Here is a 17,839-nt window from a genome sequence, read left to right as displayed (position 1 = left end):
CAATTGTTTGAGTTGTCACTATCCTCCTTCCTCTCCTCACAAAGTGAGGAATTGGTCGGAGGAGGCAACAACTCAAACCGCGCATTCCTCCCAACACCAAATCAAAGATTTCGCGCGCGGACTCCTGCCCAATTTAGTTGAAAACAATTCCACAAGAGCGAGTATAGTGGTAAGTGAAATTTGAGGAGATTGGTATGATAGATGACATTAAATTCATAATTGGCATCATCAACCGTCCCCAAATTCAACTAAAATTTCATATCAATTATCAATCCACTCGTTTATTAAAACGAGAGATTGGAGACTTGATCCAAAGTCTTTGTTTGCAGGCAGGGAAAACGACATTTATCTTCCCAGGAGCCAGACATTAAGAACGCCATGTCACAAAAAGCCAATACGCAACTCATTCTTCCAGAACCATCAGAGGAGTTAATCGCCAGCGAACCCTGGTCGATAGAAACCTATGCTGATAACTTGATGGATGAACTCTTTGCCGAAATTGACCGAATTCTGGATGGTAATGATAACTTGCCTTCCCAAACTGTACTGCAAGAGGACATTCGTCAAGTGCAAACGGTTACAGTACCGGAAATTGTCGTTCCAGAAACACAGCTTCGTCCTATACAGATTGCCCAAGCTAGGAACAACCCATTGAGTACACTAGTAGTTGGTACTCCAGCGGTTAGCAGACAAGCAAGCAAATCGTCCCAAAAATCGCAACGCACAAACAGCATAGTGCTTTGGGTTGCAGTCACCATAGGTTTAGCTGCTGCTAGTATTCTTTGGGTTTTCAACTCCGGGCTACTCAATCGTCTCGTTTCCAAATCACTTTACCAAAGCCTGCTTCAGCCGCAGGCGCAGTCTCCATTGCCGACAAAAGCCCAAATTGAGGCAGATTTGGTTAATTATATGCTAGGAGCGCTAAGTGTCATTGACAGACAAGAAGCAAAAAGCAGTATCAGGTCTGCGTCTTCAGCGAACCAAACAGCCCTTGCTTATATTACCCCTCAACCCGTAGGTGCAAATCATATCGCAAGCGCCCCTAGCCAGTCTACAAGAGTTGTTGAGCGCATCTACATCCCCGTGTATCAAGCGCCGCAGCCCATGCGCTACGCACCTCCACCTACTGCTGGCACTTTCAACTCGGCTACAGTGTCTGAAAGTAGCTTGGGGAAAGCTTCTAAACCTGCGCCTGTGAAAACGGCACAGCCTACGACTACTGTGCAAGCGCTTGCTGCTGTACGTCCAGAACTTAAGGCTGTATCACCAAAACGAGCCACAGATGCAGCTGCATCTCCTAGTCTAGTATCTGAAAATCAGGAAGTCGCTTCTACAGTAAGCACCGCTGATGTTACTGCTCCTTCGCATACCTTAGAAAAATTATTTGAGTTAGGAAACAAATCTGCTGCCTTGTTTAAAATAGACGGTGTCACTCGTCGTGTCGAAGTCGGTGAAGCGATCGGCGCAAGCGGTTGGACTCTGGTGAAGATTGCCAAAGGCGAAGTCACCATCCGCCGCAACGGTGAAGTCCGTTCGATTTATACAGGGCAGACGTTTTAGTCATTAGTGTGAGGGGGTATTTGATGGTCAAGAATATCTTGATTATCTTCAACAGCCCCCAACTCCACAACCAATTCTTGGCATTAAGTTCGTTTAGTTACGGCTACAAGAGTTTTTGGCACTACTCCTCTGATGAGACCATAGCCAGAGTCTTTGCAAGATTATAGCAATCCTAAATCATAAGCCCTACAAGCACGCTACGCGAAGCGCGTAAGCTCCTCCGCTTCATTTTTCCTAGACAAGTGGATGTATCGTTACAATTCATGCCCTTGGGTGTCACAAAGAAATTGCTACCCAGATTTTTCATCTTTTCAATTAGTTATTTAACTGTCTGTTTAACTGGCTTATCGCCCAATACGGTTGCTGTTAAGGATTTTTGGTGGGATTCGCGTTCTCTGTAGAGACGAGAGGTGGCGCGTCTCTACATTGTGGTCCTGATAAGGGTTGTAATCTTACCACCAAGCGTATTGGCTTATCGCCTAGGAAGTCTTAACTGTCTTAACTGTCTTAACTGTCTATATATTCGTTTCAATGAATTTCTTAACTGTCTTAACTGTCCTTGCATTCTCATTACAAAAATCAGAGAATAGATACCAAAGCGAATAGCGAATTTTTCTTGGCTCTACTCCATATCTGCTTTTCCCTCTCAGATACTGCTATCTGGAGTGGATTAAGCTTGTCAACTTTTTGTAACAGCTGACAGACAACAATTGAAACAATGGTAATTAAGGAGAAAAAACCACCATGTCTGGTTTAGAAGCTTCATTCTACAATAACGTTAGCTTAAGTGGGACTCCAGTACTGAGTCGTGTTGACCAAGCAATTGATTTTAATTGGAAGAGCGGATCTCCTGGTAGCGGTGTAAACTCAGATGCCTTTTCTGGACGCTGGACTGGTTCAATCAACTTTCCAAAAGCTGGCGAGTATAAGTTTATGACTGATACCACTCAAAGTGATGATGGTGTCCGTATGTGGATTGACGATAAACTGATCCTCGATAACTGGGATGGTCGCCTTGAGATGGTAACCTCTCTTCCAACCAAATTTGAAGCTGGTAAGGATTATGCCTTCAAGCTGGAATTTTTCGACAAGAGTGGAAGGGCGAGAATTTCTTTATCCTGGTATACCGATGGTATGGATCAAGATATTGTTCCATACAGTGCGTTTAAACCAACGCCCCCTATACCTCCTACCCCACCTACTCCTCCTCCTGCTTCATCAGGCCCTGGTAAACCTATAAATTTAGCAGGTCGAAGCCTGTTGTTGTATGGAGATAACAGGTTGAATGTGTATTGTAAAGCTTTTTTCGGTTCAGCACCTGTGATTACATTCATACCTTGTTTTTTACCCTTATACCGCAGAATCCATATACAGTCGGCAGGTGGTAACAAGGTATTGCTGAATATCTGTCATTTGTTCCCTGGAGTTTTCATGAATGTACTTGGTAACAACTATGTCTGGGGTACAAGAGGGTACTTTAATTTAACAACCAGACAGTGGTCATTCGGCCCTACTGGTCACTTTGAACTGTTTACGTTGAACAACGGCAAGCTGATTATTAAAGCGCATAACGGTCTGTATTTAGCTCGCGTCGGACTAAATCTTGTGGCGAAAGTGCCAGAAAGTCAGGTTGCATCAGACCCCACAGCTCAATTTACTTGGCGATGATAGTTGGATTCATTGCTGTCCACCATTGAATGACATCAACGTTGCAGGGATGTCAGAGGCTATAGATACTCATTGGTATCAAGCACTGTCAAAACACGACTTTAGTTGAGGCAAAGGAAACTCTTATGTCTGGTTTAAAAGGCTACTATTTCAACAACACCACGTTACAAAAACCTTCCGCCCATCTGCGCACTGATCCGCAAATCGGATTTAGTTGGCTAAAAGAACCCGCTCCTACTGTTAATCCAGATGGGTTTTCTGTACGCTGGAAAGGTCTGCTAAATCCTCCCGTAGATGGAGAGTACACTTTTTCCACCTATTCAGATGATGGTGTGCGATTGTGGGTTGATGACCAATTAATTATCGATAATTGGACTCCCCACTCTCCTACACAAGACGTAAGCAAACCCGTCATGTTGTTTGAAGGAGCCAAGTATCCGATTACTCTTGAGTTTTATGACGAAACGGGACGTGCTGTCATCGATTTATTCTGGTCATATCCTGGTCAAGATGAAGACCTTATCCCTTCAGACGTATTTACTGCTACCAAAAATTACAAGGTAACTGTCGTTACAGGGGATAAGCAAAATGCAGAAACCAACGCTAACGTCTACCTCACTCTTAATGGCACTCTAGGGGTTAGTGCAGAAAACTATCTTGAAGGTAGTTTTCCCATTGGCTCAACCCGCGACTTTGACATTGACTCTATAGACTTAGGCAATCTTGAAAGTGTCCACATCCGACACGACAATTCAAATGATGCGCCTGCTTGGCTCCTGGATAAAGTGATTGTCAAGGATGAAGAGACGGGTCAGGAGTGGGTCTTCTCTTGTGGCAAATGGCTTGCCAATAGTGAGCAAATAGATCCAGAGAAAAAACTGGGTCGTACTCTGCGTCCAGGGGACAGCAGTGAACCGAAAGGTCTACGTAACGGTCAGACTATTGGCTTAAAAGCCGATAATGGTGTGTACCTCGCTCGCACCAATTCTCTTAAACAAGCTGTGGTTGCCAGAGTAGCAGCAGCCAACCTGATAAACGACCCATCTACTCATTTTGAAGTAGTCAAGTTAGACGGTAATAAAGTCGCTCTCAAGGCTGATAATGGTCTGTTCGTAGCTTATCAAGAAGATCAAGCAGGTACTCCTCCCTACCGTTCTGCTGTAGCCAAAGCTTCGACAGTAACACAAGCAGCTCAGTTTGAGGCGATCGTTCTAGATGGTAACAAGATTGCCTTAAAAGCCGTTAACGAGCTTTATCTGGCACGAACTCAACGTCTTGATGAGTTTAATGATGTTGTAGTAGCTAGAGTCCGGGAGTCTAGCTATGCGGATGACCCAAAAGCCCAGTTTGAAGTGACCGTGATTAAGTAGTTGACCGCTCACTCTCAAAACATAACTGTACTTGACTTGAAGCAAAGGAGACCATGATGTCTGGTTTAAAAGGTTACTATTTCAACAACAATACGTTACTAGATCCGTCGGCTCATGTCCGCATTGACCCGAAAATTGATTTTACTTGGACTGGAACAGATAAACCCGCACCGAGTGTAGATAATGCCTTTTCTGCACGCTGGAAAGGTCTGCTTATTCCTCCTGTGAGTGGAGACTACACCTTTTACACCTCTTCTGATGATGGTGTTCGCTTGTTTGTTAATAACCAATTGCTCATTGAAAATTGGACAGCACACTCCTCTACAAAAGACAAAAGCGATGTCATCACCTTGAGAAAAGGGCGCAAGTATCCTATTACTCTGGAGTACTACAATCAGGGTGGGCCTGCTGAGATCAAATTGTCTTGGTCTTATCCTGGTAAAGAACAAGAAATCATCCCCACTCATGCACTGTTCCCTATCAAAAATTACAAGGTAACTGTTGTTACAGGGGATAAGCAACATTCAGAAACTAACGCTAACGTCTATCTTACTCTTGATGGCACACTAGGTGTCAGCGCAGAAAATCATCTGATCGGGAGTTTCCCGCTTGGCTCAACCCGCTACTTTGACATCGAATATACAGACTTGGGTAATCTCGAAAGTGTCCATGTCCGTCATGACAATAGAAATGATGCCCCTGCCTGGTTCTTGGAAAAAGTGATTGTCAAGGATGAAGAAACGGGTCAGGAGTGGCTTTTCTCCTGTGGTAAATGGATTACCAATAGTGAGCAATTAGATCCAGAAAAAAAACTGGGTCGTACCCTGTATCCAGAGCCAAGCAGTCAGCCGCAAGAGCAAGGTTTACAAACTGGTCGAATTATTGCCTTAAAAGCGGATAATGGTGTGTACCTCGCTCGTACAGATGCTCGTAAACAAGCTGTGGTTGCCAGCGTAGCAGCTACCAACTTCAAGAGCGACCCAACGACTCATTTTGAAGTGGTTAAGTTAGACGGTAATAAGATTGCCCTCAAGGCTAATAACGGTCAGTTCGTAGCTTATAACGAACAGACATCGGGTACTCCTCCCTACCGTTCTGCCGTAGCTAGTTTGTCAACAGCATCAGAAGCCGCTCAGTTTGAGGTGATCATCTTAGATGGTAGCAAGATTGCCTTAAATGGTAGTAAAATTGCCTTAAAATCTGTTATTAATGAGCAATACCTCGCCCGTACTCAGCGTACTGATGAGTACACTGATGCTGTACTGGCAAGAATCCGTGAGTCTGAGTACGCCAATGAACCAAAAGCCCAGTTTGAGCTGACCTTCATCAAGTAGTTGGCTTATTTGAATTGCAACGGTTGAAGCCACGCTGACTTCTCTTTGCTTGCAGGGAACTATTTGTTCTTAATGCACCCGAAGTCAGCTTCTGTGAAGACATTTGGAATACATATTTTTTAAGAGGAAGCGGTTGCTGTCGGCAACCGCTTCCTCTTCTTTTCATAATTATTACCATTCTTAATCAAACATTGTCTCTTGACTTTTTTTGGACAATTTATTATTTGGTAGCCCCTAACGCTCTTATATCACTCTGGCAAAAGAAAAATAACAGTGAATTTTTAAACTTTAGATGGGGCGAACGCTAAGGTTATCCTATTATAGCGGCAAAGTAAACCAAAATCTTGCCCCCTCTCCCTGGGCGCTTTTCACACCAATTTCACCACCGTGTGCTGTAATAATTTGCCGACACAGATACAACCCTAATCCTAAGCTCAAAGAATTGCGGACATTGCCACCGCGAAAGTAAAGGTCAAACAGATGCTCACTCTGTTGCTGACTCATGCCCACACCATTATCAGAAACAGTGCAACACATCTTATCACCTTCAACAGTAGCATCCAAGGTGATGCTTAATCCTGGGGGATTATGTTTGACAGCATTGACAATTAAGTTAGAATACACTCGCCACAGTTGTGTGGAATCGACATTGACTTTTGGTAAATCTGCTGCAACTAAATTTGTCAGGAGAACTTGATTTTCTCTCAGCATTGGTTCTAAGTCTGCAATGGCTGCTTCTACCACCGTGTGCAACTGCACGGTTTGGCGTTGCAAAACAACACCTTGCACTTCGCTGACATGCGCTTCCATCAATGAGTTAATTAAGTTGAGTTGGCGATCGCTACTTTGCACCATCCGTTCTAAAATCGACCGAGGAAGCAAGATTTTTTCCTCTGAACGAGAAAGCAAATTCTTTAGAACCATCAAAGTTCCCAGTACTGGGTTGCGTAAGTCATGGGAAACCGCGTGGAAAAATACTCGTAGTGCTTCTTCTGTGCGTTTACGCTGGCTGATGTCCAAAATCACTCCCACCATACCGCCAAGCGTTCCATCTGCCTTGGAAAATGTTGCTTTGTAAAATATCACATCATGCTTACTGCCATCCTTATAAATAACAGGACCTTCATAACTTTGAATTCCCCGTTGCTTAAATAACTCTATGTCCGCTTGATGGTATTTGTCTGCTAAATCTTTTGGTGCAATATCATACACGCTCTTGCCGAGAATCTGCTCTTTACTCAAACCTAAGTCTTCTTCAAAAGCCTTATTACAGCCTTCGTATACGCCTTCGGCGTTTTTATAATAAACGGGAGTTGGTATAGTATTAATTAAAACTCGTAGAAAAATTAACTGTTCTTGTAGCGCTTCTTCTACTTGCTTGCGCTTGGTAATATCTTCAATCAGCCCTTCGTAGTAAAGAAGTTTTCCGTTTTCATCGCGGACTGCATATGCTTTTTCGGAAATCCAGACAATGCTGCCGTCTTTGCGATAGATTTGGGATTCAAATTCATCTACACTGCCATACTCTTCAATCAAGCGCATAAACTCTGCGCGACGATTAGGATCAACATAGAGTTGATGTTCAATATCCGTGAATGCCGTCACTTCTTCTGGAGAACTGTATCCATAAATACGTGCCAAAGCGGGATTTGCTGTAATGTATCGTCCATCGGCCGTGCTTTGGAAAATACCTTCAATTGCGTTTTCAAAAATACTGCGGTATTTGGCTTCCGTAGCTCCTAGTTTTTGGTACGCTGTTTCCAGTTCTCTGCGGGCGAAAAATTCAGAGTGTTGCAGGCGATCGTACAGATATACGCCCAGGTTACAGATGAAACAGTACCAAAACACAGCTAAAATCAATGTTACACTATATATCGGCTTATCACTATCCGGCGGTGGTAGCTTTATTCCCAGTGCTGGATTCACGCTGAAATAGTAAATCAGTACACCCAATTGAGACACAAGGTGTAGTGTCCAACGAACTGGCATGAGTGTAGCTTGACTTAGGAACACCAGAAACCAAGCCAAAATATCGGGTAGGGCGAAATTGTTGAGTGTCGCCCAAATTTGCTCAACTAAAGTTATCGACCAGGATAAGCCAAGGAACACAAACCCTGGATGACGACGACCGAATTGAGTTCTATGGAGGGCTATGCAGCTAAGTAGACTTAGTACTATCGCACCATACACGACAAAGATAAGGGGTTTGAACTCCCTAGGAACTTCTGCCAACTCCTTAAGGTGGAATAAAGCATCGTAAATGTCCCGGAAGCTAAACGTCAAGACCAAGATTAACGCAATCCACAATGCCAGATGCAATCTCTGCCATAAAAAGCGATCGCGCCAAGCTTCGTAATCAGAAATGGCATCACCGTGAGAACTGGTGACAGAAAAAGCTTTTTTCAAACACTTTTGTACTGTTCTAAATACGGTCGCCATTAGCCTCTGACCAAATCTTCCCACAGCAAGCAAGGCTTTTGCGTTCTTCGTCTTTGCCATCGCACCCTCGTATTTAACTTTTGGCGTTGCTCAATCAAGATATGAATTTCAAAATTCTCCAAAATTCTCATTGATGTAGATACGTTGCATGCAACCTCTCTACAGGGATTTGCTGGAAATTGAAGATTATGCTACAATTATATTACACTCATATTTCATGATCAAATTCAGCAACGCCTAACTTTTCCTCATCACCCCATCAAATTAAATAACGAAATAAGATACTTAGTCATTAGTCATTGTAGAGACGCTTTTATTCAGCGCGTCTGTACTGTACATCTTTGTCATTAGTCATTAGTCATTGGTAAGGGTTTGCGGCGTTTTTACAAATCTTTATACACGTCGATTTATTTCTCCCTGTCTACTTAAGTTGCGTTCATACATCTTACACTGTCCCCCAAGTCTTGCTTGTCGCTTCAACAATTGATATTGAACGCCAGTCCGTATTAACATCTTAGGATGGGTTTGCCAGAGGTAATGTGAAGTGGAAGGTTAACCCACGCTTACGGTTGCAGGTGACACCAATTTCACCACCTTGTGCCCTAATAATTTGCCGACAAAGATACATTTTTAAGCCAATCCTTGTTGAACAACGCGCTTGGGGTTCGCGCACATACAAATCGAAGAGGCGATCGCACTCCAACTTGCTCATACCTACACCGTCATCTTGAATGCTACAGCGAATCATTCCTGTTTCCACTGTGGCTTTCAAGGTAAACTTGACTCCTGGTGGATTGTGTTGCCAGCTATGAGCCAACAAATTGACAAAAACTTTCTGCACATGCGCCGGATCGGCAATCACTAATGGTAAGTCGTCTGGAACCAAATTTGTCACACTTGAGTGATGTTGTGTCAGCATTGGCTCTAAATCTCTGATTATTGTACCAACCAATGAGCTGAATGAAACGACCTCTCGATGCAGGACAATTCCCTGTGCTTCACTAGAATGAAGTTCCAGCAGTGATTCAATCATCTCCAGTTGGCGATCGTTGCCTTGAATCATCCGCTTGATAATTGAGTAAGGTACAGGGATGGAGGATGAGGGGGATGAGGGGGATGAGGGAGTGAGGGAGTGAGGGAGTGAGGGAGATGAGGAAGAGGGGGATGTTGTGTGATCTCCTGCTGCTTGAGTTTTTAGCAAATTATTTAGCACCATCAAGTTCCCCATCACAGAAGTCCGCAGTTCGTGGGAAACGGTGTGCAAAACGACATCTTTGACTCTGTTGAGTTCTTGGAGTTCCTGCATTTTCTGCTGCAGCTGTGCAGTACGCTCTTCTACTTGACGTTCTAAGTTAGTGTTAAGTTGCCCCAATTCTTGATAAAGTTGTCCTTGCTGAATGGCGATCGCCACCTGTTGCGACATTTGCTGGAGTAAATCTATTTCCATAGGCGTCCAATGGCGCGGTTCGCTGCATTGGTTGGCAACTAACGCACCAAACAATTCCTCGCCTTGCATAATTGGTACAGCCAAGGTTGCTCTGGTTTGAAATTGTTTATAGACCGCTTTTAATTTGGGAGATGCTGCTATTTGTGTGGTATCCTCAACTATACGTACCTGATTGCTTTTCAGGACTGTTTTGAGTTCTTGCAAAAAAGTTTTATCTTCATTTCTCCAATTGAGGACTGATGGATACTTGGGATTTACTGATTCAGCACGAACTCCGGATGGGTTATGAATCTGGTTTAATGCCACGAAAACTCGATCCGTTTCCAAAAATTGCCGGACTTCGTTGACGGTGGTTTGCAAAATTTGGTCTAGGTTGAGTGAGGAGCGAATTCGTGATAGCGTTTGAGCCAAGAGGCGATCGCGTTTTGAGGAGAGACGCAATAATTCTTCCGCTTGCTTGCGTTCTGTGATATCATTAGTCACACAAAGCATACAAGGCTCGCCGCCCAAGGTAATTACCTCGGCGGAAAACAGCACCACCCTTGGCTGACCAGGCTTTGTGTAAAGTTCCATTTCTAAATTGCGGATAAACCCCTGCTCTTCCAGCATTTGTTGTATTCTGGCGCTGTCAGATGGGTTAACCCACAGATTCAACTCGTTGCGAGTACGACCAATGACTTCTTCCCGACGAAAGCCAGTTATTTGCAGAAAAGTATCGTTGACTTCAACATAGCGTCCATCCTTAAGAGTGAGGATGGTAATTGGGTTAGGACTGGAACGAAAGGCTTTAGAAAACTTTTCCTCGGACTCGCGCAGGGCAAGTTCTCCTTTTTTGCGTTCGGTGATATCGTGATTCACGGATAATAAGCAGGGAATCCCATCCAAATCAATGACTTCCGCTGAAAACAGCCCAGTACGTATTTCACCAGACTTGCGGCGGAATTCAAATTCCATGTTGCGAATCACCCCGTGTTTTTGCAATTCTTGCAACACAGTAGTGCGATCGCTCTCGTTCACCCAAATATTTAAGTCAAAAGCAGTACGACCAATCGCTTCGTGTGGTTCATAACCCGCCTGTTTCACAAAACTATCATTAACTTCTATGTAGCGTCCTTCTGCTAGCGTGCTGATGGATATAGGATTGGGACTGGAACGAAAAACCTTGGTAAACTTTTGAGCCAAATTTCTCAAGGCGACTTCCGTTTGTTTGCGTTCTGTGATATCGCGCACAATTGCCAAAACTTCATCTTGCCCACTGACAACCAACCGCGCCTCATAATCTCGCATTCCCAAAGGCGTTGGCAGTTGATATTCGCAAGTTTGCAAAGTTTTTGAATCCAAAGTTTTCGCAATTGCCTTTTGGCTTTTTAAGGCAACATCTGGAGGTAATAAATCCTGCAAATTTTTCCCAACAATTTCATTTCTGGGAATGGTAACATTTGCTCCCTCACCTTTAAAGTCGAGATACTTGCCATCGCGACTAATGCGAAACATCAAATCAGGGATAGCATCCAAAATTGCCTTGTAGCGTGCCTCACTTTCTTGCAATTTCTCCTGTGCTAACTTCCGATCTGTAATATCTATGAGCAAACCATCCCAGATCATGTCTCCCGATGGTTGTTTATCTGAGCGAGAAGTGCCTTGAATCCACTTGAGTTTACCACTGTTTGTGATAATGCGACCTTCCCAGTGCCAAGGTTCTCCTGTAGCACAAGAGATGGCAATAGATTCTTCAAAAGCTTGAACATCCTGCGGATGAATGAGTTTGTTCAAGGCTTGAAAGTCGGTTTGCAGCACTTCTGGTTCCAATTCAAATAGTTCTCTACTACCAGAACTGGCGTACATCACAAACTGAGATCCATCTTGCCGCTTCAGGAACTGGAAAATCATCCCCGGTAAATTGGCAGCAATTCTTTCCAGCAGCGGCAATGCTGTTTGTTGAGAATCGGGTGTATACAGCAGTTTCACAGTTTCATTCACACTCTAACTTTTTATCTACAACTAATTGATGTATCAGGAAAGACAATTCTCCGCTTTTTGGCAGTTTTTCCTGTATTTAGATATCCACCAAACAAATTTTTATAAAAGTGATTCTTCTTTCAGGTTATATTCTCAAGCTCAATTTCGCATTCACCCAATTGGATGAACCACTTACAGAAGAATCATTTGAGAAACAACAAGCGAATTGAGTTTTAGGAGCTAATAACGTAATTTAAATGTTATGTCAAGCAAACAAATGAAATCTGCGATTGTTGCGGCAATTTCTATCAGTACACTGAAAATCCATTGGCTCAGATTCCCGACAACTTTGGCGAAGTCGGGAATCTTGTTAATGAACGAGTATCAGAACTTTGTGAATGAGTCTTTGAGACTCTATAGGAATCCGGCTTGAGTCTTGCTAGGTATACTGATGCTCTAACCTCTATCAGGCACGGTTTCGGCTGTTCTAGTTTTTCAAAAATCTTTGGAGGATTCCTATATGCTAGTCGAAGTTTGAAAGAGATTGCACGATTAAGACGTATCATATATGCGTTGATAATCATCTACCGTAAAAAAGATAATGACGCAAACACTTTCTATCGACAACAACGAGCAGTTACAACTTTCGCCCCTTACAGTACCATCTCGCCTGCTGTTGGGACCAGGACCCTCGAATGCTCATCCCGCAGTTCTACAGGCGATGAATACTCCCCCAGTTGGGCATCTCGACCCAGCTTTTCTAGCAATCATGGATGAGATTCAGTCACTGCTGCGCTACGTGTGGCAGACAAAAAACCAGTGGACGATCGCAGTCAGCGGTACAGGTTCAGCAGCAATGGAAGGGGCGATCGCCAATGTCACAGAACCAGGAGATGTGGTTTTGGTTGGTGTCACTGGATACTTTGGCAATCGCCTTGTTGATATGGCTTCTCGATATGGTGCAGATGTCCGAACCATAACAAAACCTTGGGGACAAGTCTTTTCGCTGGATGAACTGCGAACAGCCCTAGAAACACATCGTCCGGCTATCCTGGCTTTAGTGCATGCAGAAACCTCCACAGGCGCACGTCAACCGTTGGAAGGAGTCGGTGACTTGTGTCGTGAATTCGGCACTTTGCTGTTGGTAGATACGGTGACGAGTTTAGGTGGAGCCCCCTTTCTTTTAGATGCGTGGGGAGTTGATGTCGCTTATAGCTGTAGCCAAAAAGGGTTAGGTTGTCCTCCTGGTGCTTCGCCATTGACATTGGGTTCTCGTGCGGTTGAGAAATTGCAGCGGCGTTCAACTAAAGTGGCTAACTGGTATTTAGACATGACATTGTTGAGCAAGTATTGGGGCGAAGAACGCACCTATCACCATACAGCACCCATTAACCTGTATTATGCACTGCGGGAAGCACTGCGTTTGCTTGCCCAAGAGGGAATAGAAAACTCCTGGCAACGCCATCAAAAGAATGTAGAGTATCTTTGGCAGAGGTTAGAGGACTTGGGACTGTCTTTGCACGTCGAGAAACAGTTCCGCTTACCAACTCTTACCACAGTCCGCATTCCAGAAGGCGTAGATGGTAAAGCAGTTGCACGCCAGTTGCTTAATGAACATGATATCGAAATTGGGGGTGGTCTTGGCGAACTCGCAGGTCAGGTTTGGCGCATCGGACTCATGGGCTTCAACAGTCGCAAAGAAAGTGTTGACCGACTTTTAGAAGCACTGCAACAGGTTTTGCATAAGGGGTAGTCGGTGAGATTGTAAAAAAGCGAAGGCGCGTAGCACCCCACCCCCAACCCCTCCCCGCAAGCGAGGAGGGGTGCTTTGGCGTAAGGCACTCATCGGGGTGGGGTTCTTTTGAGAATTTCGGTTAATTTACCGGACATATCATGTCTGCTTAAATACTTATCATCCCCCTAAGAACCCCACCCCCGTAAAGCTACGCTTCACGTCCCCTCCCCGCTAGCGGGGAGGGGATAAAGGGGTGGGGTGCAGTCAACGTGGAAATCATAACTAATTAGCCGAACATGATATGATACAATATCTACTGAGCAAACCAGCGGCGAATTAACTCCACTTGAAATCGGTAGCCCTCATCAACCTCTTCAATCAACTCGCGTTGCAACAGCAGTTCAAAAGCGCTTTCCGATACATCAGGCAGTTGTTGCAACATAGTACTTCTACTGACTATTGCCCCTTCCCCTTGTGCTGCCAAGAAGCGCAGGATAGCTAACCCAGCAGCGTCTACTTGATTGTTTTGAATATCTGCAAAGAACAAACTGCCACTACTCAAAGCCTCTGGCACCGCTGCTTCCACGTTAGCTGTAGTAGCCAGTCTGCGAACAGAGAAGTGTTGCTCGTTTTTCAGGGCGACAATTTCACCACACAGCAGTTGTACCAGGAAAGGGTGACGGCGGGTCAGTTGCAGCACTCGCTCAACAGCGTCTGGTTCATAACGGAGGGTAAAATCTTTGACAGGGCGCTCAATTAATTGCCGCGCTTCGTCTTCTTTAAGGTACGAAATATGCACCACTTGCACATTAATCAGGTAACTGGCCCAGCGTTGATATTCTTCGATAGTATGGGAGCCAGCAATTAATACCTTAAACTTGGGACGATGTTGGATTAAATTACGCAGCATTCCTAAAACATCTTGCTCATCAAAGCGTCCTTTGGCTATGGCGCTGTCAAGTACCTCGAACTCGTCTAGGGCAAGCAAGGCGGTATTTTGTTCGAGTGCTTGTTCCACCTTGTCTAGCCATTCGTCAAAGCAAGTGAAGGGATCAGTCGCTAGCGCTTCGCGCGTGAGAGATGGCAGGGTTAAGGCACTTTGCTGTCTAGCTGATTTTGCCATGTCTCTGGCGATATTGTAGAGAAAACCTGCATAATCATTTGCTGATGAAGGTGTGCCTTGCAAGTCCACAAACATTGGGATAATGGAATTAGGTAGCAGGCGTCCTAAGTTGTAAAGGAGGGAAGTTTTGCCCATGCGTCGCTGTCCGTAGAGTAGCAAAGGTGGGCGGCGTCGGTCTAGGAGTAATTCCTCAATGCGTGTACCAATGTCATTACGTCCAGTGAAGATTTTTTGCTGTTGGGTGAGGGGTACGCCGATGATGTAAGGTGAGTCAATTTCTTGGCGGAGTTCGACAACTTTAGCCAACTGCTGCACACCGTTAGCTATTTCCTGACGCCAACATAGGGCGATCTTGTAGAACCGGACGGCGTATTTGTCCTTACTACGGATTAACTCCCGTGACAAACCGTCTAGACGATCTACGACAGAGCTTAAGGCTAGGCGCTGGTTGTAAGTACTCTCTTGGTTGAGAGCAGCCTTTACGTCCTCGCTGATGCGATTAAAAATATGTAACAGAGGGCTAGCTGGGCTTTCTAGTTCAGTAATTACTTGTTTATAGTGAGCATTACGTATAGCATCCAAGTTGGTACAGCGTTCTAACCTGCGTGCATCCAGTTCAATTTGTAGAGCTTGTAGACCTTGCTGTCCAGCCTTCTTTGCCCAGATATGGCGGCTCCCAACTAAGTATTTAATAGCGGCGATTCCTTCAACTGGGTTGCGTTCTGCTACTAGAACAACGTGCTTGTCCAGACTAATTAGAGGCAGGCGCTGCAACTCATCCCAAAAAGCAGAATGCAAACGCAAAAGACTGGGTTTAGTGCCTGTATGTCTTTTGTCCAGTATGTAGATCAAGCTATTCCATACGAGGAAGAATGGATAGAGTACTACTGGCAGCCACAAGTTTATGGTTGCTCCCACGCCCGACCCTATCAGCAACGCCACGCCTGATACGATACCCGATGGTAAGTCCCACGCCTGACGCCACGCTAACTCTAACACCAAGCTCCACTCCAAACCCAACGCTACGCCCGACGTCACGCCCCAGGCTACGCTGAATACCAAGCCCGACATTACGCCTGCCACCACACCCACTGTTATGCATAACATCATACTCCCCAGTGTCGCGCTCGACACCACACTCCACACCAAGCCCGACGCCGCACCCGATGCCGCGCCCCACACAAAACCGAACGGCACGTTCCACAGCACGCCGAACGGCACGTTCCACAGCACGCCGAACGCCACGTTCCACAGCACGCCGAACGCCACGCCAAACGTCATGCCCAAAACCATGCCGAATGCCACGCCAAACGTCATGCCCAAAACCATGCCCAGCATAACTCCCCATCCTACGCTCAACACCAGGAAAAACGAAATATCTTTTACTGATCCATGTAATACCCACAAAACCAAGGCAACCGTTAAATGAACTAGGAGAGGCAAGACTAGGTATCCCTGTAGCAGGAATCGCCACAGAGCCGGGTTCCTCCAGTGCAAGCAGGTTGTTCTATTAGAGTTACGGTCTGGCACGGAGTCAATACGCTTTAAGTAGTTACGCCACGCTCTGGGACGAAATAAAAGCCAGAACAGCAGTTGCAAACTACCTAGTATCCAGTTGGGATGCTGTTGGGGTGAATCGGTGTAGGCGTTGCCGGGAACATCTGGTCAGGGCATATGGGTTTGGGTTTTTTTCGGGTTCCTCAGTCTAAGTCCACACCCGCCAAGGAATAAATTCCCAGGCTCATAGCGAAAGTCCTCTCAAGAGGACTGAAAAACTTAATTTATCAATGGTTTCAGTCAGTTTTAACTGACTTGAGCTATTAGCCCGGAAATTAATTTCCGGGTGGGTGTGAGCGTTTCCAATATAATCATTGCAGCACTTCCCAATTTTCCATAGGCACAGCCGATTCAAATGGGTCATCATAGCGATAAACCTTCTTGCCAATAGGATTTAGCAAAATATTTCTCATAGTCCGGTTAACTAAACTAAGATAATCGTCTAATTCTTCATATACACTCAATTCTTTTTCTTCTTCAAAAGTTAGAGCAGAATCTTTTTGTTTATTTATTAATGTTTCAATTCGCTCTTGTACTATGGTAGAAGCGTGAAATATCGGCACTCCTTCTACTAACTCAATGCGAACAGCACCCTCTAAAGGTAAACTGTTGGGTAAATGATGCAGCTTTAGGGGAAAATTAATTGTCATGCCATTTATCTAATCCTTTTCTATATCCAATAAATGAGCAAATGGCTCTATCTGTTGCAACCCTTCTTCGCGCCAATTCTCATCAGTTTCTCCATCTTCTAGACTAAATAATCTTTCTCTAGATAGTATTTGCAACAAAAGTGGCAAGCGTTGACTTTGTTGCAAAATCCACTCTACATCTTCCTCAGGGAAAGCAATAGGCGAACTCGCTATCAATTCCCGTGCTTCTGCCTCCGTCAGCGCTCCCAAAGTCGCGGTATAGCCGAAAATATTGAAAAAGGGTGAACTATGCCCCGTGTTGCGAGCAAGTTCAATCGGTGATTCATGGGTTGCTAAGATAAAAGCCAAATTTCCTCTTGTATGGTTAGTCGCTAATGAGCGCAAACACTCCCAAAACTCATCATCTAATTGTGGACAACGTTTCAACCCAACACCAATTTCATCCAGTAAGATGACTGTGGGAGAATGCAAATTATCGCTGACTTCATCCATGAAGTACTCTAAGTTACAAGGATTTGGCACTTTAAAATTCAAGCATTCAAGGATATAGCCCAGTAGCCTTTCTCTGCTTGCCATGCGACGGTCTTGGAAATCTACGAATATCCACTGATAATTTTCTGGTTGCGGTAGCCAGTCGTACTTTTGGCTAGGACGCAACTGTTCTGGTGGGGTGGTAGTAATGTTTTTTAGGTAGTGCAGCAGAGAGGTTTTGCCAATGCGCCGTTTACCGATAATAGCGGCATTTTGTAGAGGATGGCGTTTAAGTAAGTCGAAAAGGCGTTTGAGTTCTTTTTGTCGTCCGAAAAAGTGGCGAGGATGGGTAATGGGTAAACCAGTGATGAAGGGTGAGGTTTCTTCAAAAGTTGTGTTTGAACCTTGTAGAGACGCGCCATGGCGCGTCTCTACAGTATCTGGTTCTTTTTTATCAGCAATTTCTTGCCAGTGTAGCGAGAAATCGGAGTAAACCGGAATCTACTATTCCAAACTCTCCTCTATA

General features: G+C 44.8%; 11 protein-coding genes. 6 read left to right on the top strand and 5 right to left on the bottom strand.

Annotated features, from left to right (window positions below):
- Window positions 1–194 precede the first annotated feature (194 nt).
- The 5 genes from AACT52_RS40780 (at window position 195) to AACT52_RS40760 (ending at window position 5,932) form a co-directional block, all read left to right on the top strand.
- On the top strand, window positions 195–371 hold the full coding sequence (locus tag AACT52_RS40780; protein WP_158054970.1) for a hypothetical protein: 177 nt from the start codon (window positions 195–197) through the stop codon (window positions 369–371).
- 7 nt (window positions 372–378) lie between these two features.
- A complete protein-coding gene (locus AACT52_RS40775) occupies window positions 379–1,560 on the top strand; it encodes a hypothetical protein (RefSeq protein WP_073635798.1) in 1,182 nt (393 codons plus the stop codon).
- A gap of 744 nt (window positions 1,561–2,304) precedes the next feature.
- Window positions 2,305–3,228, top strand: a complete 924-nt coding sequence (locus tag AACT52_RS40770; RefSeq protein ID WP_073635797.1) for a PA14 domain-containing protein — start codon at window positions 2,305–2,307, stop codon at window positions 3,226–3,228.
- A 125-nt stretch (window positions 3,229–3,353) separates the two neighbouring features.
- The gene (locus AACT52_RS40765) at window positions 3,354–4,598 is read left to right on the top strand and encodes a PA14 domain-containing protein (protein WP_073635796.1); all 1,245 of its coding nucleotides are present in this window, start codon (window positions 3,354–3,356) and stop codon (window positions 4,596–4,598) included.
- A 53-nt stretch (window positions 4,599–4,651) separates the two neighbouring features.
- Complete coding sequence (locus tag AACT52_RS40760) at window positions 4,652–5,932, top strand: PA14 domain-containing protein (protein WP_083630773.1); 1,281 nt, start codon at window positions 4,652–4,654, stop codon at window positions 5,930–5,932.
- A 318-nt stretch (window positions 5,933–6,250) separates the two neighbouring features.
- Here the strand turns inward: AACT52_RS40760 and AACT52_RS40755 are convergent, their stop codons facing one another.
- Both AACT52_RS40755 and AACT52_RS40750 read right to left on the bottom strand, forming a co-directional pair.
- Window positions 6,251–8,371, bottom strand: coding sequence for a sensor histidine kinase (locus AACT52_RS40755; protein WP_073635808.1), 2,121 nt, complete (start codon window positions 8,369–8,371; stop codon window positions 6,251–6,253).
- A 514-nt stretch (window positions 8,372–8,885) separates the two neighbouring features.
- The gene (locus AACT52_RS40750) at window positions 8,886–11,798 is read right to left on the bottom strand and encodes a PAS domain S-box protein (protein ID WP_073635794.1); all 2,913 of its coding nucleotides are present in this window, start codon (window positions 11,796–11,798) and stop codon (window positions 8,886–8,888) included.
- 580 nt (window positions 11,799–12,378) lie between these two features.
- Between AACT52_RS40750 and AACT52_RS40745 the strand changes: the two genes are divergently transcribed.
- The gene (locus AACT52_RS40745) at window positions 12,379–13,530 is read left to right on the top strand and encodes an alanine--glyoxylate aminotransferase family protein (protein ID WP_073635793.1); all 1,152 of its coding nucleotides are present in this window, start codon (window positions 12,379–12,381) and stop codon (window positions 13,528–13,530) included.
- Between the two features lie 295 nt (window positions 13,531–13,825).
- Here the strand turns inward: AACT52_RS40745 and AACT52_RS40740 are convergent, their stop codons facing one another.
- The 3 genes from AACT52_RS40740 to AACT52_RS40730 all read right to left on the bottom strand — a co-directional run bounded on the left by AACT52_RS40740 (window position 13,826) and on the right by AACT52_RS40730 (window position 17,499).
- On the bottom strand, window positions 13,826–16,234 hold the full coding sequence (locus AACT52_RS40740; RefSeq protein WP_198941090.1) for an nSTAND1 domain-containing NTPase: 2,409 nt from the start codon (window positions 16,232–16,234) through the stop codon (window positions 13,826–13,828).
- 269 nt (window positions 16,235–16,503) lie between these two features.
- A complete protein-coding gene (locus AACT52_RS40735; protein ID WP_337251825.1) occupies window positions 16,504–16,842 on the bottom strand; it encodes a hypothetical protein in 339 nt (112 codons plus the stop codon).
- A gap of 9 nt (window positions 16,843–16,851) precedes the next feature.
- Complete coding sequence (locus AACT52_RS40730; RefSeq protein WP_233154194.1) at window positions 16,852–17,499, bottom strand: hypothetical protein; 648 nt, start codon at window positions 17,497–17,499, stop codon at window positions 16,852–16,854.
- Between the last annotated feature and the right edge of the window lie 340 nt (window positions 17,500–17,839).

Origin of the sequence: Scytonema sp. HK-05, from assembly GCF_963872035.1 — a bacterium.
Classification (GTDB): Bacteria; Cyanobacteriota; Cyanobacteriia; order Cyanobacteriales; family Nostocaceae; genus Kalymmatonema.
This window is presented reverse-complemented; position numbering and strand designations above follow the sequence as displayed.